Here is a 23,488-nt window from a genome sequence, read left to right as displayed (position 1 = left end):
GAATAGAACTGCAACCTCTCACCATATGCTGTTTTAGATTTTCATGGTGAGGAATGGCTGTATTCCTTGGTCGCAAATTCAATGATACGTTGGCAAGTTTCTGCCAGGCATACATTTTGGTTGGAGTAGATCTGTAACAACTGTCTCACTAGAGCCAACGTCAGGAAAAATTGGTACTCAGTATGATCAATATTTATAGTGAGATGGGGAGAAGGATGTGCTTCGACCAGAACTGCCTTGGATTGCAGTGTCCAAGGCAGTTCTGCATAGATCAAATCCTGTGCAGAAAATTCATGCTGATTCAGTAGGAGATAAAATAAATCCATTCATTCTGACTCCCTCAATGTTTGTAGGAATTTCTCAAGCGTCATTTATTCAAAGGCGCTGACATCTCCCATACCACGACGAATCACTTCTGGATGATCACCTGATAAATCTACAATAGAGGTCGTGCTTAACGTGCCTAAACCACTATCTACAAACACATCAATGCGTTTGCCCAGTTGCATTTCAATATCATAAGGATCATCGAGTGGGTCAGTCTGACCCGGTAAAATCAGGGTAGAGGTCAACAACGGTTCACCGAGTTCTTTGAGCAGCATCTGGCACACCGGATTATTCGGAATGCGTAGACCAATGGTTTTCTTCTTGGGATGCATCAACCGACGCGGCACTTCACTGGTCGCAGGTAAAATAAATGTCGTGATGGCAGGTGTATTATTTTTCAGCAAACGGTACATGGCATTATCCACCTTGGCATAAGTGGCAATATCGGATAAATCACAGCACAGAATCGCATATTGATGCTTTGGGCCCAGACCACGAATTTGCGCAATCCGCTCCATGGCACTCTTGTTCCCAATCTGGCAACCAATCGCATAGGCCGCATCAGTGGGATAGACCACCACATCACCCGCACGGATACGTTCCACTGCCTGACTGATTAAGCGGGGTTGCGGATTGTCTGGGTGTACGCGTAAATGCAGCATAGAGACTACTCCAAGCTTGGGCTGATGGCTTATTATGTGGCGCTCAGGCAAGATCTGGCAATCATAAAAAAGGTAGATTTGTGTAATTTAATCAAGTATTTCACGTATAAATTCATCAGATTGTAAACTTTTGCCACCTCTGATGCAGATACAGATACATTGGATAAAACGCGCTGCATCACGTGGAAGTTTGGCTGTACCATTAAAATAAGCCTGCACTTGAGCGTAGACATTGTCTTTAAAGCTGGCACCATCACCGCCGTCGCCAGTCAGGTTATCCAAAGAAACCCGGAATTTACGGCCAAAAGCCTGGGCAAACATCCACTCAATTGCCTGTGGCTTGATTTCGACCTGTTCAAATAAAGCCTGCTGTTCACGGGTCCGCCCATCCGGGGCATACCAGTAACCCAGATCAGGCAGCAGGCGGCGTTTGTCTCCGGCAATGGTCCAGTGGCTGATTTCATGCAAAGCGCTATTAAAGAAACCATGGGCAAACTGGATCCGGGCAGGACTGTTTGTACTTGCAGGGAAATATTCTGGTTCAAATTCGCCGCGCACTAAAGTGACATTTAAATGGGAAAACCAGTGATTAAAGTGTAAGATGAGCCAGTCCACCTGCTGCGCTTCTGACGATAAATTCGCCCATGGCGAGAGTTGCACTTGTTGTGTTGAACTGTCAGAATCAAGGCTTGGAATTGTGCTAACGAGTGATGAAACATTCACTTCTGTTTGCGGCTGCAACAGATGCATGACTTGAGTTACCCAAATGGTCTGTCGAAATAAGTACAAAATTGTATCTTAATCTTTGACAGAGTACTGATGAATTTGTAGAATTGCCGCCTTAATTATGTCAGCAAATACCTTTCCGGCACAGATTGAGCCGTTTAAATGGGCTGAACAGGGCTTTAAATGGTCAGGTCAACTGCCTTTATCCCGCTTTGTTCGTATCGCTCGTGAAGCTGTTGGATCAATTGATGATCAATTGATTAACATAGACTGTAAGCTATCAATGGATGCCTATCATCGTATTGCATGGCTAGATGGTCACGTTGAAACAAAAGTTCCTATGGAATGCCAGCGTTGTCTGGAAACTGTAGAAATTGAACTGGTTTCATCGTTCCATTTGGCACTTGTGGATGATGAGTCACTGATAGAGCGCTTGGATGAGGATGCTGATTTCATCGTCCTAGGTGAAAGTGAAGCAACGACCAAAGGTGATTATGATGCACCTGCGACCGCTGATTTACTCGCGCTGATAGAAGATGAACTGTTATTGTTGATGCCGTTGTCGCCTAAACATGAGTTTTGTGAACATAAGCATCAACCTGCCGTAGAAGAAGTGGCTGAAGAAAAACGGGACAACCCGTTTGAAGTTTTGGCTGCTTTGAAGGGTAAACTTAACTAATTTTTGTGTTATACTCTTGTGTATAAGACAATCGAATTTGTTCTGATCCATTTTTTCGATCTTTGTAAGGAGCCATCATGGCCGTTCAGCAAAACCGTAAAAGTCGCTCTCGCCGTGACATGCGCCGTTCACATGACGCTTTAACCGAGAATGCATTAACTGTAGACCAAGCTACTGGCGAGACTCACCGTCGTCACCACGTATCTAAAGATGGTATCTACCGTGGTCGTCAATTATTCGCTAAAGCATCTGCTGAATAATTGGTGATGTATTAAGCGTCAAGCTTAGTAGAAAAAATGGGAGCATTTAGCTCCCTTTTTTTTGTCTTCGATTTTTAGCGGTATCGGTTTTTTGTTGTATTTGGCAATTACCGCCAGCAAAATTACATGCTAAATTGCGCTCCACAATGATTTAGGTGGTCTTATTGGTCAGTCTTCTTGTTAGGATTGAAGAAGCACACCTCTTGAATGAAAGGATTTTATTATGTCTGCTACACCACTCGAACAAGCAGCGCCAGCAACAAAAACTGCATTTGTGTTTCCGGGTCAGGGTTCACAAAAGGCCGGTATGCTGGCTGAGCTTGCAGAACAGTTTGCGAGTATTCGCGAGACATTTGCAGAAGCATCTGAAGCCGTCGGTTTTGATCTGTGGCAGATTGCGCAAACTGGCGAAAACTTAAATCAAACCGAATTTACCCAACCGGTATTGCTGACTGCAAGTATTGCCTTATGGCGCGTGTGGTTAGAATCTGGCGGTGTAGCACCGAAATATCTGGCAGGCCATTCATTGGGCGAATACAGCGCACTGGTCGCATCGGGTGCTTTAAGCCTGGGCGATGCTGCGAAGTTGGTGAACCTGCGTGGCAAATTGATGCAGACTGCAGTACCTCAGGGTGTGGGCGCGATGGCTGCCATTTTGGGTCTGGATGATGCCAAAGTGATTGAGCTGTGTACACAAGCAACTGCAGCAGGCGAAGGTTCTGTCGAAGCAGCCAACTACAATGCGCAAGGGCAGGTTGTGGTTGCAGGCAATAAAGATCGCGTTGAAGCAGTGATGGCATTGGCCAAAGAAAACGGCGGAAAAGCCATTGCATTGCCAGTATCAGTTCCATCGCATTGTTCATTAATGAAACCTGCTGCTGAACAGTTTGCTCCGGCATTGGAACAAACCGCCATTGAGCTACCACGCATTCCTGTATTACAAAATGTGGGCGCGCAAGCGGCAACCAATGTAGATGAATTGCGTCAGGCGTTGACCGCGCAACTTTATGAGTCAGTACAATGGACCAAAACCTTACAATACCTTCAAGATGAAGGCATTGAGTACATCGTAGAATGTGGTCCGGGTAATGTATTGACCAACTTGGCGAAACGCTTGCCGAATATTCAAAAAGCACTTCCACTGGACAGTCAATCCCGTCTGGAAGATGCATTAAACACCGTATTGGCGGCAGAAGGGAAAAGTGCATGACACAGGAACGTAAAGTTGCTCTGGTAACAGGTGCAAGTCGTGGTATTGGTGCTGCGATCGCACAGCAATTGATTCAAGACGGTTATTTTGTCATAGGTACTGCAACGTCTGAAGCAGGTGCGGAAAAATTATCTGCACAGTTTGCTGAAAATGGTGCTGGAAGAGTACTAGATGTACGTGACGGTGCAGCGATTGATGGGCTGGTAACGGACATCGAACAGAACTATGGTCCAGTCCTTGCGTTGGTCAATAATGCCGGTATTACCAAAGACAATTTGCTGCTGCGTATGTCTGAAGATGACTGGGATGATATTTTAAATATTCACCTGAAAGCAGTTTACCGTTTGTCTAAGCGTGTACTCAAAGGCATGACCAAGGCGCGTTTCGGTCGCATCATTAATATCAGTTCTGTTGTGGCACACTTTGCCAACCCGGGCCAGGCCAACTATTCTGCCGCCAAAGCAGGTATTGAGGCATTTAGCCGCAGCTTGGCCAAAGAAATGGGTAGCCGTCAGATTACCGTAAACTCGGTAGCACCAGGTTTTATTGCGACTGAAATGACTGAGCAGCTAAGCGAAGAAATTCGTAAAAAAATGACTGAACAGGTGGCGTTAAACCGTTTAGGTGATCCGCAGGATATCGCAAATGCCGTAAGTTTCCTGGCTTCAGATAAAGCCAGTTACATTACTGGTACAGTTATGCATGTAAATGGGGGCTTATACATGAGCTAAGCTCAAGTATAAACTTTCCAAATTTTTTAGATTCAATTAAACTAACGGCATTAAAAACGCCACAAGCAATGAGGAGAATTCCTGTGAGCGATATCGAACAACGTGTTAAGCAAGCAGTTGCAGAACAACTTGGTATCAAAATCGAAGAGATTAAAAACGAAGCATCTTTCATGGATGACTTAGGTGCAGATTCTCTAGATCTAGTTGAACTTGTTATGTCTTTCGAAAATGACTTCGACATCACGATTCCTGATGAAGATTCTAACGAAATCACAACTGTTCAATCTGCAATTGACTACGTTTCTAAGAAACTAGGTTAATCGCCGATTTCAGCTTTGCTGAACATAAAGACCACCCTTGAGGTGGTTTTTTTGTGTCTGCATTTCACATGAATGGAGGTTTTACAATCCATTACCTTTCTGTCACCAATGACTAACTATCTCTCTAGAGTTTTCATTATAAAAATAAGAGTGATGTGACATTAACAACAAGAATGGAGTCCGCTATGGGTCTTTTTGATTTTGTAAAAGGTATCGGTAAGAAGAATACAGCTGCTGCAGAACCACAGGCTGCACCTACAACGACAACGCCGACTGTAGCACAACCTGCAGAGCCTTCTGCTCAGGAAGTGGCAAATAAACTACTCGGCCATGTGAAAAGTCTGGGCCTTCCGATCACTGGCTTATCCATCAGTTATAACTCCGCTTCTGATCTGGCGACGATCAGAGGTCAGGTACAAAGTCAGGCCGATCGTGAAAAGATCGTCCTGGCCGTGGGTAATATTGATCATGTCGCCAAAGTGGATGATCAGCTTACAGTGAGCAGTCCTGAGCCGGAAAGTAAGTTCTACACAGTGAAATCAGGTGACAGCTTGTCAAAAATTTCAAAAGAATTTTATGGTGATGCCAATCAGTATAATAAAATTTTTGAAGCCAACCGTCCGTTGCTCAAAGATGCAGATGATATTTTCCCGGGACAGGTGCTACGCATTCCTGCTTAAGGTTTAATAAGTTCAATCAATGTTCGATCTCAAAGCCCCGTTTGGGGCTTTGTTGTTTTTGTCCGTGGCTTTAAAAAGCCATCATTACTAAATACCTAGGTCCAGATATAAACTTTCTTTGACTTCTTCCATCACTACATAACTGTGGGATGAAGCAGAAGCGGGCAGTTTTTTTAGTAAATCTCCCAACAGGCGGCGATAGGCACTCATTTCCTTTAAACGCGCTTTGACCAGATAATCAAAATCACCGGAAATTAAATGGCATTCCAGGACTTCCGGAATCTCAGTCAAATTGCGTGCCACCTGATCAAAGACATCACCTGATTTGGCTGAGAGTTTGATTTCCAGAAATACCAGCAAACTACGTTCTAGCATTTCCGGATTTAGACGGGCGTAATAACCCATGATGATGCCTTCGCGTTCCAGCCGTTTTACCCGTTCTGAACAGGGTGTGGTTGATAGATTGACGAGTGCTGCCAGTTCGCTAATGGCAATCCGGCCATCGCGTTGCAGGATGTCTAGAATCATGCGATCAATGCGGTCTAATTTGCGCATTAATATTTCCCTCTTTTTTTTAATTCTGCCCGAAAAAATATTTATTTCACTGAATATACAGTCTGAATATAGTGAATTTAACTATTAAAGCAAAAATATACTAGTGAAATAAACTGAAAAGATGTTTGAGGGTTAAGGTAATGCGCGTATTAGTTTTGGGTAGTGGTGTGATTGGTGTGGCAAGCGCTTACTATCTGGCGCAGCAGGGAGCAACCGTGACTGTGCTGGATCGTCAGGCAGGTCCGGCGCAAGAAACCAGCTTCGGTAATGCTGGGCAGATTTCTCCAGGATACTCGACCCCTTGGGCCGCACCAGGTATTCCGTTTAAGGCAGTCAAATGGATGTTTCAGCATCATGCACCGTTGGCGATTAATGTCGATGGCAGCTTGTGGCAATTGCAGTGGATGGCACAAATGCTGAAAAACTGTAATGCCCAGCATTATGCAGTCAATAAAGAACGTATGGTGCGTGTGGCTGAATACAGCCGTGACTGTTTACGTAATTTGCGCCGTGACATTGGCATTTCTTATGAGAACCGCTCGAAAGGCACTTTGCAGATTTTCCGTAAAGATGCACAGCTGGATGCGGTGCAGCGCGATATTGAAGTTCTGAAAGAAACCGGTGTGGAGTTTGAGCTGCTTGACCGTGATGGACTGGCGCGTGTAGAGCCGGCATTGGCACAGGCTAAAGATAAACTGGTGGGTGGTTTGCATTTACCCAATGACGAAACGGGTGACTGCTATCTGTTTACCAATGCCCTGGCAGAACATGCCAAAGGGATGGGTGTAGAGTTCAAGTTTAATCAGAACGTTGAAAAGCTGATTGTAGAAGGTGACCAGATCAAAGGTGTTCTGGTGAATGGTCAGGTACTCACGGCAGATAAATATGTGCTGGCCTTTGGTAGTTATTCACGTGATTTCCTCAAACCGCTTGAACTGAATTTACCGGTCTATCCGGTGAAAGGTTATTCACTGACCATTCCGATTTTAGATCCGGCCTATGCACCACAATCTACAGTACTGGATGAAACCTATAAAATTGCGATTACCCGTTTCGACCAGCGCATCCGCGTAGGGGGAATGGCTGAACTGAGCGGTTTTAATTTGGGTCTGAATGAAGATCGTCGCGGCACGCTGGAAATGGTGACCCGTGATTTATTCCCTGGAGGAGACATGAATCAGGCCAGTTTCTGGACAGGACTGCGTCCAATGACCCCGGACAGTACGCCAATTATTGGGAAAACCCGTTTTAAAAACCTGTTCCTGAATACTGGACATGGCACGCTGGGTTGGACCATGGCCTGCGGTTCAGGAAAATTAATCAGCGATCTGGTTTTGGCACGTGATCCTGAAATTAGTACCGAAGGATTGTCATTGGCGCGCTATCACCAGGCGGCTTAAGACTATCTGAGGCGGAATATTCAAGGAGGAATGTATGCCACGTCCCATTACTGCAATTATCCATCAACAGGCGCTTGCGCATAATTTAAGTGTGGCGCGCCAATGTATGCCCAATAGTCAGGTATTTGCCGTGGTCAAGGCCAATGCCTATGGGCACGGGATTGAACGTGTCTATGCTGGACTTGAAGGTGCAGACGGTTTTGCCTTTCTGGATATTGAAGAGGGCGCGCGGCTACGTGCGCTGGGATGCAAGAAGCCGCTAATGTTGCTCGAAGGTATTTTCGCTTTTGAGGATTTATTTGCATGTGTGAAGCATGAAATGAGCTTTGCCATTCATTCCCGACATCAAGTGCAATGGTTGAAACAGTTTGCCGAAATAGCGCCGGATGCACAGTTTGATGTGTATTTGAAAATGAACAGCGGCATGAACCGTCTGGGTTTCGAGCCGCAGCAATATGCAGAGATCTGGCAGGAGCTGCAACAGCTGAACACTGTCCGTTCCATTACCCATATGACCCATTTCTCCGATGCGGATGGCCAGCGTTTTGGCGTGGACGGGATTCAGTATCAAAACCTGATTTTTAGCCAGTCCATTCAGGGGCTTGAAGGTAAAATCTCGCTCAGTAATAGCGCAGCCATTCTGCGGCATCATCAAACCCTTCATTCAGACATTGTACGTAGCGGCATCATGCTGTATGGCAGTTCACCAGATTATCCAACACACACGATTCAAGACTGGAATCTGCAACCGAGCATGAGCTTACGCAGTGAAATTATCGCCATTCAAATGATCCAGACAGGTCAGAGCATTGGCTATGGTTCCAAATTTATTGCCACGCAGGAAATGCGGATCGGGATTGTGGCCTGTGGCTATGCCGATGGCTATCAACGTCTATCGGCGACCGGTACGCCCGTGCTGGTCGATTCAATCAAAACACAGACATTGGGTCGAATCAGTATGGATATGCTGGCCGTAGATCTGACTGCGCTGCCGCACGCAGATATAGGTAGTGAAGTGGTACTTTGGGGCCAATCTTCCCAAGGTGTGGTTTTGCCGATTGATGACGTGGCGGCCAGTTCAGGTACCATCGGCTATGAGCTGATGTGTGCAGTGACCGCTCGGGTTCATTTCCAGATTGACGCTTAAATTTTTAATTTAAATTTTATTTCAATATCCCAAACAAGGAAGATCAACATGACACAGGACAATACAGCTATTCAGCGACTCAACAGCAATCAAATCATGAGTGCGGTGACGATTCATCAGCAAACCGTGTATCTATCGGGTCAGGTGCCGAATAGCACGGATCTGGATGTACGCGGACAAACACTGGAAGTCTTTGCAAAAATTGAGGAATTGCTTGCATTGGCCAATACTGATAAAAGCCAGCTGCTTTCTGCACAACTGTTCGTGAAAAATCTGGATGATTTTCAAACTGTGAATCAGCTTTGGGTAGAGTGGTTACAAGGTCATGGCACGCCGGCACGTGCCACGATTCAGGCAGATTTGGTTAATCCGGACTGGCTGATTGAAATTGCAGTCATTGCAGCTCAAGCTTAATTTAATTTTTAATGTTGAAATCTCCCATGCAATGATTTAAGTCGTTTTAGTGCAGTAAATCTCACTGAACAGCGCAGTAAAAAGTATGAAAATGTCATAATAAGCGTTCGAGGACTGAACGTTGTAAATTCAGCTTGATGCTGTTGTAAAGATTAAAAAGGATGTAAAAATGAAAACCACCCCGGGCACAGAAGACGTAAAATCGTCGCCGCATGAGTTGCAACGAAAACTCTCTAACCGACATTTGCAGTTAATCGCCATTGGTGGCTGTATCGGTACTGGCCTGTTTATGGGATCGGGAAAAACCATCTCCCTGGCAGGTCCTTCAATTTTGATCATTTATATGATCATTGGTGGCATGTTCTTCTTCCTGATGCGTGCGTTGGGTGAAATGCTGCTGTCCAATCTGCATTACAAATCCTTTATTGATATGGCCCATGACCTGATCGGGCCGGGTGCTGGCTATTATATTGGTTGGTCATACTGGCTGGGTTGGGTGCTGGTAGGGATTGCCGATCTCGCGGCGATTATTAACTACTTGAGTTTCTGGCTGCCCGAAGGCATGGCTTTTACCCCGATTGGGCAGGCGATGATTAGTGTGGGTTGTGTGCTGTTTATTCTCGCGATTAACCTGGTGACGGTCAAACTGTTTGGTGAGATTGAATTCTGGTTTGCACTAATCAAGATTTTAGCCATCCTTGGTTTGATCTTTGTCGGTGGCTATATGGTGTTTAGCGGTTTTCAGGCACCGAGTGGCGCCGTCGCCAGCTTTAGTAATGTCTGGGCACATGGTGGCTTATTTCCCAAAGGCTTTACTGGTTTTCTGGCAGGTTTCCAGATTGCCATGTTTGCCTTTGTCGGGGTGGAACTGCTCGGTACGATGGCGGCAGAAACCAAAGATCCGGAAAAGAACTTACCCAAAGCGGTCAACGCTATTCCTACGCGGATCATTCTGTTCTATGTATTGTCATTGCTGATGATCATGTCGGTCACACCGTGGCATCTGATTCCTGCGGATCAAAGTCCTTTTGTGAGTTTGTTCCTGTATGCCGGTATTCCAACTTCAGCCATTATCATGAACCTGGTGGTGTTGTCGTCAGTGATGTCCTCTATGAACAGTGGCGTATTCTCGACCAGCCGTATGTTGTTTGGTCTGGCACGTGACGGACAAGCACCTCAAGCTTTGGCGCGGTTATCTAGCAGAGCTGTACCAGCCACAGGGTTATTTTTCTCCTGTGCTTTTATTATGTTGGGGGCAGCATTTCAGTATTTTGTGCCAAACACCATGGAAGCCTTTACTCTGGCGAGTTCGCTGTGTGTGATCCTGTTTATTAGTATCTGGAGCATCATTATGGTGTGCTACATCCGTTACCGTAAGCAGCAACCGCAAAAGCATGCCGCCTCGACCTTTAAAATGCCGGGTGGAGTGTGGATGTCTTATGTGGTATTGGCATTCCTGTTATTCGCCTTGATTATTTTAAGTCTGGAACCCGATACCTTAAAGGCTCTGATGATCAGTCCTTTATGGTTAATTATTCTGGCAGTGACCTATCGTTTGCTGTATAAGCCGCGTATGCGTCAGCGTGGTAATCCTTAAATATTCAGACATAAAAAAATCCCCGACTGATCGGGGATTTTTTTATTATGCAGGTGAATTAGAAAGTAGGTTTAACCACGACTAAAATCACCACTGCAAATAAGATCAAGGTTGGCGTCTCATTAAAATAACGCCAAAACTTGTGTGACTTGTAGTGTGCATTACCAATCAGCTTCTTGCGGTAATAACCACACACCAGATGGTAAATCACCAATAAGCCGACCAGGCCGACTTTAAGGTAAAACCATAAGGCTTCATGGTAATGACGCGTTGCATCACCCCAATCCACCAGAAAGTGTGCCGTAATCAAGGTGGCCAACATGGCTGGCCACATGATGCCACGGTACAACTTGCGTTCCATGACTTCAAAGCGTTGATGACTGATGGCATCTTCGCTCATGGCATGATAAACATATAAACGTGGCAAGTAGAACAAAGCCGCGAACCAGCAAACTACTGCAATAATATGTAATGCTTTTACCCACAAGAAAGCATCAGAAGGAGCATCCATCAAGTCACCCTAAACTGGGCAGCTTAGCCTTCCCATTTTTTGAAAATGAGACAAGCGTTTACGCCGCCGAAACCGAAACTGTTACTCATCACAGTATTCAATTTTGCGTCACGTTTTTCAAGCACGATATCAAACGGTTTTGCGCCTTCATCCAGCTCAGTCACGTTGATGTTTGGAGCAATAAAGTCATTTTGCATCATCAGAACCGAATAAATCGCTTCCTGAACACCAGCAGCACCCAGACTGTGACCCGTCATTGACTTGGTTGAGCTGAGTGGAGGAACCTGACCTTCACCGAAAGCACGTTCCATTGCTTTAAGTTCTGTGATGTCACCCGCTGGAGTAGAAGTACCATGTGTATTTACATAGTCAATTTTATCGACACCGTGTTGTTTGGCTTCTTCTAAAGCCATCAGTACGCAACGTGTTGCACCTTCACCAGATGGTGCAACCATATCAGCACCATCACTGTTTGCAGCATAACCAACCACTTCAGCTAAGATATTTGCGCCACGCGCTTGCGCATGTTCCAAAGACTCAAGGATCACAAAACCGCCACCACCCGCAATCACGAAACCGTCCCGGTCCGCAGAATAAGGGCGTGATGCTGTTTCAGGGCTGTCATTGTATTTAGAGCAAAGCGCGCCCATGGCATCAAACAACAAGCTTTGTGACCAGTGATCTTCTTCACCGCCACCTGCCAGCATTAAATCTTGTTTGCCGAGTTGAATCAGGTTATAGGCATAACCAATCGCATCCGCAGAGGTTGCACATGCACTGGTAATGGTATGTGCCACGCCTTGTAATTTGAATGCAACGCCAACGTTAGCTGTAATAGTGTTGGTCATATTACGCGGTACAAAGAAAGGACCGACTTTACGCGCACCTTTGGTTTGCAATAATTCGTTCATTTCAATAACGGAAGCTGTTGAACCGCCACCTGAACCACCCGCAATACCATAGCGTGGGTTGCCAGCTAGGTCTTCAACCTTTAAACCGGCATGTTCCACTGCAGCAAGGGCTGAGTTATATGCATACATTGCACATACGCCCATAAAGCGTTTCAGTTTGCGGTCGATCCCGTCAAAATCCTGCTCGGCTGCAGCACTGACATGACTTTTGAAATTGAGTTCAGCATAAGTCGGATTAAAACGTGTTCCTGAAATCCCGTTTTGTAAAGAATGGTTTACATCCTCTAATGTATTACCAATACATGAGTTAATACCCATGCCAGTGATGACAACACGTTTCATCTACAGATCCTTATAGTTTGCTCTATGCTCAGCGGCAGATATCTGGGTTTTAAAATCGCCCAATCCAGCGCTTAGCCTTATTTCATGATGGGGAACATGATAGCAGAAAGACTTTTGAAATCTTATGGCAAATGTTATGCCGTGTGACAGTCGGTTGAGTTTGTGAGTCGGCGTGTACGGGTTTTACTAAATGAAACAGAATAAAGTTGAGATAAACGCTGACTACACCTAGTATTTATACCAAATACAAGCACATGAATGCTGAGGTAAAAAATGGTAAATGCTAATAATAAACAATCTAATGGTCTGATTTCGAATGCCTTTGGAGTGGCGAAAAAGTTCAGTTCAACTGGATTGGATTTATTGAATCATGTTGCGCCGGATTCGGTGACTAAAGCGCTGAAGCCTTCCAGCTCCGATCAGTTGATTGATGGTTCGGCGAAGACGAAAAGCGCTTTTTCAGCTAAAAAATATGATAATCCTCAGCAAATGCTTCGCGAGCATCTTCCAAATGTATCGCGCCAACTTCTCGGACGCCGTTTTAATACCGTGAATAATGTCGCGCATTTTGTTTCTCCCGATTTAACCGAAAAAGTGTCTAACTACTTTTATGATCGTCTGAATCAATTTAGTAATCAAACCAGTTCGGTTGATGCCATTCTGAATGAAGCGGGAGCGAAAGATTTAGAGGAATTGACTCAGGACGTCGATCGATCCAAGCGAATTTCACAGGCTTTGGGTGAACAAAACAAATGGATTGCGACGGTTCAGGGGGCAGTGAGTGGCGCTTCAGGGATGCTTGGCACCGCGATCGATATTCCTGCTTCTTTACTGATGGCATTGCGCACCATCTATCAAGTCGGTCGCTCTTATGGTTTTGACCTGAGCAAAGAAGATGATCAGGAAATCGTCCAGCATATCTTTAGACAGATTGACCTGAGCCTGATTGCGGAAAAACAGACCTTATTATTAGGTTTAAAAGCTTTAAGTAATACACTTAAAACTCATGATATCTCGCAGTTACAAGCCATGCTAGGTTCTGATAATGATGTCAGCGCCATCAAGCAATGGTTAAGTCGTCATGAGGGAGAGGCTAAATGGGAATGGATGAATCATCTGCCAAAAATTTCGATTCTGGAGCGATTAACCAAACTGACGCCTCTGGCGAGTGCTGGTATTGGGGCTGTATATAGCCATCGTTTTGTCGAGGATGTAAATCAGAAAGCTCAGGAAGCATTCTCGCATGCACGCCAATACCTGATTCAGCATCAGGATTCGCAATTGTCTCCTTATGCTGCCTATGAAAAAGCAGTCAGTTTGTTGCAACAGGCAACTCCGAAACTCCTAAATGGTGCCTCTCACGAAGTTGAGCCTGCGAAAGATAATCTGATCATGGATAAAGATATTGCGATTGAAGGCAATAACACGATTACCCAAGTCAAGCTGGTCAAAAAAGAGCAGAATGATCTGAGTTCTGAAGAAGCAGAAGTGAAGAAAGATGAAAAGGTGAGTGAAGGGCTGGAGGCGCTCAACGATGAGTTGGTTGAACCTGCGGCAGACAAGCAGTCGCAACAGCCGGCTTTAACCAAAACTTCATTTGACCCGGAAATCGAAGCTGAACTGCATCCAGAAGCTGCTGACGAGGGAGAAGCTGCTACAGAGACTTCACAGCAGGGTGCAGAGGATCAAGAAAACTCGGAAACTAAATCTGAAGCTCAAGACGTGATCAAAAAAGCTGGTAAAAATTCAAAAAAATAAGCGAATTTTGAAGGTAAATAAAAGCAAGCAAATGTCGTGAGAAACGGCATTTGCTTGGCTTGAGTAGGTTGACCAATTTTGCATCTTGAATTACAATTGCATGCCCTCAAAAAGTAGTAGTTTTTTGGGGCTTTTTATTAACGGGAGAATTGCCAAATGGCAACAACAAATCAGTTGATCCGCAAGGGTCGTACGACTTTAGTTGAAAAATCTAAAGTTCCTGCGTTGAAGGCTTGTCCACAGCGCCGTGGTGTTTGTACACGTGTTTACACAACTACACCTAAAAAACCTAACTCAGCAATGCGTAAAGTTTGCCGTGTTCGCTTAACTTCAGGTTTCGAAGTTTCTAGCTACATCGGTGGTGAAGGCCATAACCTACAAGAGCACAGTGTTGTTCTTATCCGTGGTGGTCGTGTTAAAGACTTACCAGGTGTACGTTACCATACCGTTCGTGGTTCTTTAGACTGTGCTGGTGTTAAAGATCGTAACCAGTCTCGTTCTAAATACGGTACTAAACGTCCTAAGAAATAATTCGTTAAGAATTAAGTTTTAAGAACGTAGAACCGCAATCCTTTATCGTCTCGCTTGTCTGATTTCTGCATTAATTTTGTGAAAATTCCAAGCGACGTATAGTAAGGCCAGCGAGTAGTACATGACACTTTGTACTCATGCTGGATAAACCTGAAGTGTCATCTTTATAGGTAGTTTAAAATGCCAAGACGTCGCGTAGTCGCTGCTCGTGAAATCCTTCCGGATCCTAAGTTCAGCAGCCAAACAATCGCTAAATTCATGAACCACGTAATGCAAGATGGTAAAAAATCTATTGCTGAAAGTATCGTTTACGGTGCTTTAGACCGCGTTCAAGAAAAATCTAAAGTAGACCCAGTTGAATTTTTCGAGACTACTCTTGAAAAAGTTCGTCCTATGGTCGAAGTAAAAGCACGCCGTGTTGGTGGTGCTACATACCAAGTTCCTATGGAAGTACGCCCATCCCGTCGTACTGCTCTAGCGATGCGTTGGTTAGTAGATGCTGCTGCTAAGCGTTCTGAAAAAACTATGGCTTTACGTCTTGCTGGCGAGTTGCTTGATGCATCTGAAGGCAAAGGCGCTGCGGTTAAGAAACGTGAAGATGTGCACCGTATGGCTGAAGCCAACAAAGCATTCTCTCACTACCGTTTCTAAGCAGATAAAACAGGCCCTATTCAGGAGGGTGATAAGACCGTCATGGTTTTGTCACCAAAGCGCTTTAAGTTGCTATGCAGCTTAAAGCGTCCTGTTTTAAACAACAAAATTTAGGAATGCTAGAAATCATGGCACGTCAAACCCCAATTTCTCGTTACCGTAACATTGGTATTTCTGCGCACATCGACGCAGGTAAGACAACCACTTCTGAACGTATTTTGTTCTACACAGGTGAGAGCCATAAACTTGGTGAAACTCACGAAGGTTCGGCAACTACGGACTGGATGGAACAAGAGCAAGAACGCGGTATTACCATTACCTCAGCAGCTGTAACATGCTTCTGGAAAGGTATGGGTAACCAGTTCGAACAACACCGTATTAACGTAATTGACACCCCGGGACACGTTGACTTCACGATCGAAGTTGAGCGTTCTATGCGTGTTCTTGACGGTGCGTGCATGGTTTACTGTGCTGTAGGTGGTGTTCAGCCGCAGTCAGAAACTGTATGGCGTCAAGCAAATAAATATAAAGTTCCACGTATTGCGTTCGTTAACAAAATGGACCGTACTGGCGCGAACTTCTTCCGTGCAGTTGAACAAGTTAAAACACGTCTTGGCGGTAATCCGGTGCCAATCGTTGTTCCAATTGGTGCAGAAGAAAACTTCCAGGGTGTTGTTGACCTAATCGAAATGAAAGCGATTATCTGGGATGAAGCATCTCAAGGTATGAAGTTCGAATATGGCGAAATCCCTGCTGAATTACTTGAGCTAGCTCAGGAATGGCGTACTAACATGGTTGAAGCTGCTGCGGAAGCATCAGAAGAACTCATGGACAAGTACCTAGAAGGCGAAGAGCTGACTAAAGAAGAAATCGTTGGTGGTATCCGTAAGCGTACATTGGCGAACGAAATCCAACCAATGCTTTGTGGTTCAGCATTCAAGAACAAAGGTGTTCAACGTATGTTGGACGCAGTAATTGAATTCTTGCCAGCACCGACTGACGTTGAAGCGATCAAGGGTATCCTTGATGACAAAGCTGAGTCTGAAGGTTCTCGTGAAGCGTCTGACGAAGCACCGTTTGCTGCGTTAGCGTTCAAAATCATGAACGACAAATTCGTTGGTAACTTAACGTTCGTACGTGTTTATTCTGGTGTTCTTAAAGCGGGTAGCCCGTGTTATAATCCAGTAAAAATGAAGCGTGAGCGTGTTGGCCGTATCGTACAGATGCACGCAAACGATCGTCATGATATCGAAGAAATTCGTGCGGGCGACATCGCGGCATGTGTAGGTCTTAAAGATACGACTACTGGTGATACATTATGTGATGAAAACCACGTAATTACACTAGAGCGTATGGAATTCCCAGAGCCAGTAATTGCACTTGCAGTTGAGCCTAAAACTAAAGCTGACCAAGAAAAAATGTCAGTTGCTTTAGGTCGCTTGGCGAAAGAAGATCCATCATTCCGCGTTCGTACAGACGAAGAATCTGGTCAAACGATTATTGCTGGTATGGGTGAGCTTCACCTTGACATCATTGTTGACCGTATGAAGCGTGAATTCGGTGTTGAAGCGAACATTGGTAAGCCAATGGTTTCTTACCGTGAAACGATCAAAAAGTCTGTTGAGCAAGAAGGTAAATTCGTACGTCAAACAGGTGGTAAAGGTAAATTCGGTCACGTATATGTACGTTTAGAGCCGATGGATCCTGAATCTGAAAAAGATTACGAATTCGTTGAAGAAGTTGTAGGTGGTGTTGTACCTAAAGAATTCTTCGGCGCGGTTGACAAAGGTATTCAAGAACGTATGAAGAATGGCGTTTTGGCTGGCTACCCAGTAGTTGGCATTAAAGCGACATTGTTTGACGGTTCTTACCATGACGTCGACTCTGACGAATTGTCGTTTAAAATGGCGGGTTCTTATGCCTTCCGTGATGGTTTCATGAAAGCGGATCCTATCCTTCTTGAACCGATCATGAAAGTTGAAGTAGAAACTCCAGAAGACTACATGGGCGATATCATGGGTGACTTAAACCGTCGTCGTGGTATGGTTCAGGGTATGGACGATCTTCCTGGTGGTACTAAAGCCATTCGTGCTGAAGTTCCATTGGCTGAGATGTTTGGTTACGCAACTCATATGCGTTCTATGTCTCAAGGTCGTGCGACTTACTCTATGGAATTTGCTAAATATGCTGAAACTCCACGTAACGTGGCTGAAGGCATCATTTCTAAGTTCCAATCTGGCGGTAAAAAAGGTGACGACGAGTAATCTTTCGATTACTATAAGCCCAAACTAATTCATAGTTAAACCCAAGTGCTCATGCAGTGATCCTGCATGAGTAGTTTAAAAAGGAAGATCTCATGGCTAAGGCTAAGTTTGAACGTAATAAGCCACACGTTAACGTGGGCACAATTGGTCACGTTGACCATGGTAAAACAACTTTAACAGCTGCAATTGCAACTGTATGTGCGAAGAAATTCGGTGGCGAAGCGAAAGACTACGCTGCAATCGACTCTGCACCAGAAGAAAAAGCACGTGGTATTACAATTAATACTTCACACGTAGAATACGATTCTCCAACTCGTCACTACGCTCACGTAGATTGCCCGGGCCACGCCGATTATGTTAAAAACATGATTACTGGTGCTGCTCAGATGGACGGCGCGATCCTTGTATGTGCTGCGACTGATGGTCCTATGCCACAGACTCGTGAACACATCCTGCTTTCTCGTCAGGTAGGTGTACCTTACATCGTTGTATTCTTGAACAAATGCGACCTTGTAGACGATGAAGAGCTTCTTGAGCTAGTTGAAATGGAAGTTCGTGAACTTCTTTCTACTTACGACTTCCCGGGTGATGACACTCCAGTAATTCGTGGTTCTGCTCTTCTTGCGCTTAACGGTGATGACAGCCAATACGGCGAGCCAGCGGTAGTTGCGCTTGTTGAAGCACTTGACTCTTACATTCCAGAGCCAGAGCGTGCAATTGACCTTCCATTCCTTATGCCAATTGAAGACGTATTCTCAATCTCTGGTCGTGGTACAGTAGTAACTGGCCGTGTAGAGACTGGTATCGTTAAAGTAGGTGAGTCTGTAGAAATCGTTGGTATCCGTGATACTCAAACTACTACAGTAACTGGCGTAGAGATGTTCCGTAAACTTCTTGACGAAGGTCGTGCGGGCGAGAACTGTGGTGTTCTTCTTCGTGGTACTAAGCGTGAAGACGTACAACGTGGTCAAGTATTGACTAAACCAGGTGCGATCAAGCCACACACTAAATTCGATGCAGAAGTATACGTACTTTCTAAAGAAGAAGGTGGTCGTCACACTCCATTCCTTAACGGTTACCGTCCACAGTTCTACTTCCGTACTACGGACGTAACTGGTGCGATCGCGCTTAAAGAAGGCGTGGAAATGGTTATGCCTGGTGACAACGTTGAGATGTCAGTAGAGCTAATCCACCCGATCGCAATGGACCCAGGTCTACGTTTTGCGATCCGTGAAGGCGGTCGTACGGTTGGTGCTGGTGTAGTTGCTAAAGTAACTGCATAATCGCTGATTGTGTAAGAAAAGCGCCTCTTTGAGGCGCTTTTTTTTGATTCAAACTTTTTATAAAACTAAAAATAGATTGTCGGACAATGATTTTAAAAGCTGTCCTTATCTGATATTGGCTTGACCTAAACTGCACTTATGTAAAAAAAATTACCACGTAATATACAGATAAGAATATGAATCTTACATTTTTGGGCCTGGATTGGCCTGATGGGAGTGGTCACATGAATGCGAAAGTAAATATTACCAATCGTGCGGGTGCAAGTTTTCCAGTTCGTCGCATGAACTTTGATTTTGATGCTGTACCGGAATATTGGATGAATGGTTCAGCAGGTCTCACTCATTTTATGACCGCATTATCTGCGCTATTTCCAGCAGGTGAAAAGTTTTTTATAGATTCAGTCCGCGCGGTACGTAACCATCCTGCAATTGCCAATAATGAAGCATTACAAAAAGAAATTTCTGCTTTTATTGGTCAGGAAGCCATGCATACTCACGAGCATATCGGCTTTAATACTTCTGCGCAAAAACATGGGCATGATGTCGAGACGCTTGATCGTTATACCGATAAAGTCATTCAAACGACACGTAAAGTCATGGCTAAACTGGGTAAGCCTGTGGGAATTACCCAAGAAATGGTAGATTTGACTGCAACTACGGCACTTGAGCATTTCACTGCAACCATTGCCTCACAGCTTTTGACCAATAGCCACATTCAGGAATTGATGACAGATGAAACCATGAAAACCATGTGGTTATGGCATGCTATCGAGGAAAATGAACATAAGGCAGTGGCTTATGATGTCTTCGAAGGGGTTTTTGGCAAAGGATTAAAAGCCTATGCATTGCGTACGTCTTCCTTGGTCATCGCAATGGCAACCTTATTTGTGGTGCAAAGCTATTTCCTCGCCCGTTTGCTTAAACAGGATCAGCAGTTTAATCTTGAGTCCTTAAAAGCCATTTATACCTATGCCTATAGTCCTTCTAAAGGTGTCATTACGGGTATGGCGAAAGAAATGCTGATGTATTTTAAACCGGGATTCCATCCGAATGATCATTATACAGATCAACTGTTGGCGACCTGGAAAGCCAAATTGGGTTTGTGACAGAACTGAAGATTGGAGAGCGACTAAAATCGCTCTTTTTTTTGCTCGATTTTTTGGATGAAGTTTCTATAATGCGGAGGTTGATTCTATATAAGATGAACGAAGATGATTCGTTTAATGCAAGCAGCGGATGTAGAAGTCGTTGCAAAGATTGAAAAATCAGTTCAATCACATCCCTGGACTTTCAAACAGTTCGAAGATGCTGTAACGGCTTATCAAAGTACCGTGATTGAAGTGCAAGGGCAGGTGGCCGGATTTTGTATTTTACAACCGGTGCTGGATGAAGCCAATTTATTGCTCATGGCAATTGATCCGGCACAGCAAGGTCAGGGTTTGGGCTATCAGTTGCTGGAGGCTTCAGTGACGATGCTAAAAAATAATCCGGTGCAGATTTTCCTGGAAGTGCGCGAGAGTAATCAGGCTGCGATCAAGCTTTATGAAAAATCAGGCTTTCATCAGATTGATCTGCGTAAGAACTATTATCCAAATGCCAACGGAAGCCGTGAACATGCCATCATTATGGTGAAAGCATGTACAGATGATTTTGCTAGTCTATTTAAATAATACAAACTGACGACCTTATTTAATAATCTGGTGATTCCATCCGCTGGGTAAGGTCGTCATTAATGAGTTTCCCAAGTGCTGAATCTCCGTGGCACTCAATGCATGATTTAAACGTCGCCATTGTCCATCGATCAAGAGTTCCAGTGGCAGATACTGAGATTTGTAATTCATCTTGTTGGAATGTGGCACCCAATAACCCAGATAGATAAATTGCAAGCCCAGCTTTTGTGCATGTTCAATCTGTTTCAAGATTGCAAAAGCACCGAGTGAACGACGATTTTCATCCGGATCAAAGAAGGTATAAACGGCAGAGATGCCATCATCCAGCAGGTCGCAAGTGGAAACGCTGATTAGACGCTCACCTTGCCATAATTCTAGAAAGAAGCTGTCGGTGCAGCTTTGCAATAAAAATTTTTCGAACTGATCCCGGGTGGGTGGGAACATATCGCCATCTGCGTGGCGTTCATTGATATAGCGTTCATACAGCGCATAATGTAGGTCCCCGGCGTGCTCTGGACTGGTAATTTTTATCACCAGATCCTGATTACGTTTCCAGGCTTTTTTTTGTGAACTGTTCATGCGGAATTCAGCAACAGGCACACGCGAAGACAGACATTGACGACACAAATGACATTCGGGGCGATACACGAAATCACCACTGCGACGGAAACCGGTACGTGACAGTTCCGATAAAGTTACGACATCAATTCGATGTGCGGGATCCAGAAAAACCATGCGCGCCGACTTGTTGGGCAGATAGCTGCAATCATGCGGCGGCGTAATATAATACTGTAAATCGTTCAGTAGGGCCTTTGGCTGATAAGAGTTCATAACAACTACCCTCTGTTATTTTCATTCACTTAAGCGCGCGTTTTGCGCTATTGTTTTACTTGAAAATACACCTTCCTGATACTTTTTCCAATCAATCGCAGGCTTTTTTACAATATCTTGTAAAGAATTAAGATAGGCTTGGCGAGAAAGTGTGCAGGCACCTAGGCTTAAAAGATGATCGTTGACCAGTTGGCAGTCGATCCAGGGTAGTTTATTTTCCTGTCCAATCAGCATTAAAGTATAGAAAGCCATTTTAGAAACATCGGTTTGCGTACTAAACATGGATTCACCAAAACAGCCTTGACCGATGGTCACACCATAAAGTCCACCCACGACGCGATCTTCATCCCAGACTTCAATGCTATAGCTATATCCTGCGTCAAACATGTCGCAATAGCCTGCGATAATATCTTCACTGATCCAGGTGTCGTCTGCATAAGCACGAGGTAGGGAGCAGGAACGAATCACTCTTTCAAAAGCATGATTGACCGTAATTTTATAGTCCTGCTTTTTCATATTACGTAGCAGGGATTTGCTCGGATGATAATCTTCGGGGCGAATAATGCAGCGTGGTTCCGGACTCCACCAGCAAATCGGATCACTTTCTGAAAACCAGGGAAATAATCCATGCGTATAGGCTTCATAAAGTGTGGAAGGGGAGAGGTCTGCACCAATACAAATCAGGCCTTCACCTTCAGGATCAACCTCGACCGGATTGGGAAAAATGAATTCTGAGGGAGGAAGTAAAGACATGGCAGACCCGATATAAATCTATAGATAAATCATCATCTCATTCTAGCAATAAAAAAGCCGCCCATAATGGACGGCGTTTTTATTCTTGCTGCTTAGTCTAGTTTACCCATCGCATCAAGATATTTTTCCGCATCCAGTGCAGCCATACAGCCTGACCCCGCAGAAGTAATCGCCTGACGATAAATGCTGTCTGCAATATCACCGGCTGCGAATACACCCGGTACCGACGTTTGTGTTGCATTACCTGCAGTACCGCTTTGCACCTGGATATAGCCGTCACGAAGTTCTAACTGGCCTTCGAACATGGTGCTATTTGGCTTGTGACCAATCGCCACAAACATACCCGTCACATCAATGTTTTGAGTAGAGTCATCTTGCGTTGATTTAATACGAACTGAGGTCACACCAGATTGTGCATCACCGAGTACTTCATCGACCTGATGGTTCCAGATAATGCTGATCTTGCCTTCTTTTTCTTTGGTAAATAAATGATCTTGCAAGATTTTTTCGGAACGTAAGGAATCACGACGGTGAACCAGAGTCACGTGAGAAGCAATGTTAGATAAATACAACGCTTCTTCAACAGCAGTATTACCACCACCTACGACCATTACTTTCTGGTTTTTATAGAAGAAACCATCACAGGTTGCGCAAGCACTGACACCTTGACCCATATAGGCTGCTTCAGATTCCAGACCGAGGTATTGGGCAGTTGCACCGGTACAGATAATCAGGGCATCACAGGTGAATTCTTCCATATCGCCTTTTAACACGAACGGGCGCTGGCTAAGATCCACTTCATTGATATGGTCATACACGATTTCAGTGCCAAAACGCTCTGCATGTGCCTGCATACGTTCCATCAATGCGGGACCAGTCAAACCTTCGGGATCACCCGGCCAGTTATCGACGTCAGTCGTCGTGGTCAGCTGACCGCCCAGTTGCAAGCCTGCAATCAGGGTAGGTTTCAAGTTTGCACGCGCTGCATATACTGCTGCGCTATAGCCTGCAGGGCCAGAACCTAAAATAATCAGTCGTGAGTGACGTGCGCTCATCAGCTGTATCCTTTTTTATTTAGAAATTTATTGAATTATACGTGAAACTGTATAACAGTGGTGTGAGATTAAAGTCGATATTATTGATCATTGAAATCGATTTGGGCTATATAGCATAAGTAACATTGTGCTTGCACAATAGTGCATCTTTTTTCACAGAACAGGTGCATAATATACATTTTATTGCGTCGCTTTTTTCAAGCATTGAAGCAAAAGAATA

26 protein-coding genes are annotated in these 23,488 nt (G+C 44.7%); 17 read left to right on the top strand and 9 right to left on the bottom strand.

Features of this window, described 5'->3' with window-relative positions:
• Positions 1-41: 41 nt before the first annotated feature.
• From H0S56_RS11130 to H0S56_RS11120, 3 genes are all read right to left on the bottom strand, one after another.
• A complete protein-coding gene (locus H0S56_RS11130) occupies positions 42-326 on the bottom strand; it encodes a hypothetical protein (protein WP_168386737.1) in 285 nt (94 codons plus the stop codon).
• 45 nt (positions 327-371) lie between these two features.
• Positions 372-989 (bottom strand): L-threonylcarbamoyladenylate synthase, encoded by a 618-nt coding sequence (locus H0S56_RS11125; RefSeq protein ID WP_004646095.1) that lies wholly within the window; start codon positions 987-989, stop codon positions 372-374.
• Between the two features lie 87 nt (positions 990-1,076).
• The gene (locus tag H0S56_RS11120) at positions 1,077-1,739 is read right to left on the bottom strand and encodes an elongation factor P hydroxylase (protein WP_195726085.1); all 663 of its coding nucleotides are present in this window, start codon (positions 1,737-1,739) and stop codon (positions 1,077-1,079) included.
• A gap of 97 nt (positions 1,740-1,836) precedes the next feature.
• Between H0S56_RS11120 and H0S56_RS11115 the strand changes: the two genes are divergently transcribed.
• The 6 genes from H0S56_RS11115 to lysM all read left to right on the top strand — a co-directional run bounded on the left by H0S56_RS11115 (position 1,837) and on the right by lysM (position 5,595).
• On the top strand, positions 1,837-2,394 hold the full coding sequence (locus H0S56_RS11115; protein WP_004279226.1) for a YceD family protein: 558 nt from the start codon (positions 1,837-1,839) through the stop codon (positions 2,392-2,394).
• 77 nt (positions 2,395-2,471) lie between these two features.
• Entirely contained in the window at positions 2,472-2,654 is a 183-nt protein-coding gene (gene rpmF / locus H0S56_RS11110; RefSeq protein ID WP_004279227.1) for a 50S ribosomal protein L32, read from the top strand.
• Positions 2,655-2,877: 223 nt separating this feature from the next.
• The gene (fabD, locus tag H0S56_RS11105; protein ID WP_195725074.1) at positions 2,878-3,864 is read left to right on the top strand and encodes an ACP S-malonyltransferase; all 987 of its coding nucleotides are present in this window, start codon (positions 2,878-2,880) and stop codon (positions 3,862-3,864) included.
• Positions 3,861-4,595 (top strand): 3-oxoacyl-ACP reductase FabG, encoded by a 735-nt coding sequence (gene fabG / locus H0S56_RS11100; RefSeq protein WP_004279229.1) that lies wholly within the window; start codon positions 3,861-3,863, stop codon positions 4,593-4,595. The genes fabD and fabG overlap by 4 nt, the downstream gene beginning before the upstream one ends.
• An 83-nt stretch (positions 4,596-4,678) precedes the next feature.
• A complete protein-coding gene (acpP, locus tag H0S56_RS11095; protein WP_004646101.1) occupies positions 4,679-4,915 on the top strand; it encodes an acyl carrier protein in 237 nt (78 codons plus the stop codon).
• A gap of 185 nt (positions 4,916-5,100) precedes the next feature.
• Entirely contained in the window at positions 5,101-5,595 is a 495-nt protein-coding gene (gene lysM / locus H0S56_RS11090) for a peptidoglycan-binding protein LysM (RefSeq protein ID WP_195725073.1), read from the top strand.
• 87 nt (positions 5,596-5,682) lie between these two features.
• On the opposite strand, the gene H0S56_RS11085 is transcribed toward lysM, so the two are convergent.
• The gene (locus H0S56_RS11085; RefSeq protein WP_195725072.1) at positions 5,683-6,150 is read right to left on the bottom strand and encodes an Lrp/AsnC ligand binding domain-containing protein; all 468 of its coding nucleotides are present in this window, start codon (positions 6,148-6,150) and stop codon (positions 5,683-5,685) included.
• Between the two features lie 140 nt (positions 6,151-6,290).
• Between H0S56_RS11085 and H0S56_RS11080 the strand changes: the two genes are divergently transcribed.
• The 4 genes from H0S56_RS11080 to H0S56_RS11065 all read left to right on the top strand — a co-directional run bounded on the left by H0S56_RS11080 (position 6,291) and on the right by H0S56_RS11065 (position 10,708).
• Positions 6,291-7,550, top strand: coding sequence for a D-amino acid dehydrogenase (locus H0S56_RS11080; protein ID WP_004646103.1), 1,260 nt, complete (start codon positions 6,291-6,293; stop codon positions 7,548-7,550).
• A 34-nt stretch (positions 7,551-7,584) separates the two neighbouring features.
• The gene (gene alr / locus H0S56_RS11075) at positions 7,585-8,697 is read left to right on the top strand and encodes an alanine racemase (protein ID WP_195725071.1); all 1,113 of its coding nucleotides are present in this window, start codon (positions 7,585-7,587) and stop codon (positions 8,695-8,697) included.
• A gap of 48 nt (positions 8,698-8,745) precedes the next feature.
• Positions 8,746-9,111, top strand: coding sequence for a RidA family protein (locus H0S56_RS11070; RefSeq protein ID WP_195725070.1), 366 nt, complete (start codon positions 8,746-8,748; stop codon positions 9,109-9,111).
• Positions 9,112-9,280: 169 nt separating this feature from the next.
• The gene (locus tag H0S56_RS11065; RefSeq protein WP_195725069.1) at positions 9,281-10,708 is read left to right on the top strand and encodes an amino acid permease; all 1,428 of its coding nucleotides are present in this window, start codon (positions 9,281-9,283) and stop codon (positions 10,706-10,708) included.
• A 58-nt stretch (positions 10,709-10,766) separates the two neighbouring features.
• Here H0S56_RS11065 and H0S56_RS11060 read toward each other — a convergent pair whose 3' ends face one another.
• Positions 10,767-11,219 (bottom strand): CopD family protein, encoded by a 453-nt coding sequence (locus tag H0S56_RS11060; RefSeq protein WP_195725068.1) that lies wholly within the window; start codon positions 11,217-11,219, stop codon positions 10,767-10,769.
• 23 nt (positions 11,220-11,242) lie between these two features.
• Entirely contained in the window at positions 11,243-12,472 is a 1,230-nt protein-coding gene (locus H0S56_RS11055) for a beta-ketoacyl synthase N-terminal-like domain-containing protein (RefSeq protein WP_004730606.1), read from the bottom strand.
• A 273-nt stretch (positions 12,473-12,745) separates the two neighbouring features.
• Between H0S56_RS11055 and H0S56_RS11050 the strand changes: the two genes are divergently transcribed.
• The 7 genes from H0S56_RS11050 to rimI all read left to right on the top strand — a co-directional run bounded on the left by H0S56_RS11050 (position 12,746) and on the right by rimI (position 20,629).
• Positions 12,746-14,230 carry an EcsC family protein gene (locus H0S56_RS11050; RefSeq protein WP_195725067.1) on the top strand — a complete coding sequence of 495 codons (1,485 nt, stop codon included), beginning with the start codon at positions 12,746-12,748 and terminating at the stop codon, positions 14,228-14,230.
• 156 nt (positions 14,231-14,386) lie between these two features.
• Positions 14,387-14,761, top strand: coding sequence for a 30S ribosomal protein S12 (gene rpsL, locus H0S56_RS11045; RefSeq protein WP_002050319.1), 375 nt, complete (start codon positions 14,387-14,389; stop codon positions 14,759-14,761).
• Positions 14,762-14,941: 180 nt separating this feature from the next.
• Positions 14,942-15,412: a 30S ribosomal protein S7 gene (gene rpsG, locus H0S56_RS11040; RefSeq protein WP_004279240.1), complete on the top strand. Its 471-nt coding sequence runs from the start codon at positions 14,942-14,944 to the stop codon at positions 15,410-15,412.
• A 128-nt stretch (positions 15,413-15,540) separates the two neighbouring features.
• Entirely contained in the window at positions 15,541-17,676 is a 2,136-nt protein-coding gene (fusA, locus tag H0S56_RS11035; protein ID WP_174894616.1) for an elongation factor G, read from the top strand.
• A gap of 92 nt (positions 17,677-17,768) precedes the next feature.
• Complete coding sequence (gene tuf, locus H0S56_RS11030; protein ID WP_004646112.1) at positions 17,769-18,959, top strand: elongation factor Tu; 1,191 nt, start codon at positions 17,769-17,771, stop codon at positions 18,957-18,959.
• A 224-nt stretch (positions 18,960-19,183) separates the two neighbouring features.
• Entirely contained in the window at positions 19,184-20,065 is an 882-nt protein-coding gene (locus H0S56_RS11025; RefSeq protein WP_195725066.1) for a metal-dependent hydrolase, read from the top strand.
• Between the two features lie 105 nt (positions 20,066-20,170).
• Positions 20,171-20,629, top strand: a complete 459-nt coding sequence (gene rimI, locus H0S56_RS11020) for a ribosomal protein S18-alanine N-acetyltransferase (protein ID WP_121980278.1) — start codon at positions 20,171-20,173, stop codon at positions 20,627-20,629.
• Positions 20,630-20,644: 15 nt separating this feature from the next.
• On the opposite strand, the gene H0S56_RS11015 is transcribed toward rimI, so the two are convergent.
• From H0S56_RS11015 to trxB, 3 genes are all read right to left on the bottom strand, one after another.
• On the bottom strand, positions 20,645-21,460 hold the full coding sequence (locus H0S56_RS11015; RefSeq protein WP_121980279.1) for an arginyltransferase: 816 nt from the start codon (positions 21,458-21,460) through the stop codon (positions 20,645-20,647).
• Positions 21,461-21,481: 21 nt separating this feature from the next.
• Positions 21,482-22,213, bottom strand: coding sequence for a leucyl/phenylalanyl-tRNA--protein transferase (gene aat / locus H0S56_RS11010; protein WP_180181426.1), 732 nt, complete (start codon positions 22,211-22,213; stop codon positions 21,482-21,484).
• Positions 22,214-22,305: 92 nt separating this feature from the next.
• Positions 22,306-23,268, bottom strand: coding sequence for a thioredoxin-disulfide reductase (gene trxB / locus H0S56_RS11005; protein WP_164543259.1), 963 nt, complete (start codon positions 23,266-23,268; stop codon positions 22,306-22,308).
• Positions 23,269-23,488 lie beyond the last annotated feature (220 nt).

Origin of the sequence: Acinetobacter lwoffii, assembly GCF_015602705.1 — a bacterium.
GTDB lineage: Bacteria > Pseudomonadota > Gammaproteobacteria > Pseudomonadales > Moraxellaceae > Acinetobacter > Acinetobacter lwoffii_E.
Note: the sequence above shows the minus strand (reverse complement) of the source record. Positions and strands in the feature narration are given on the sequence as shown.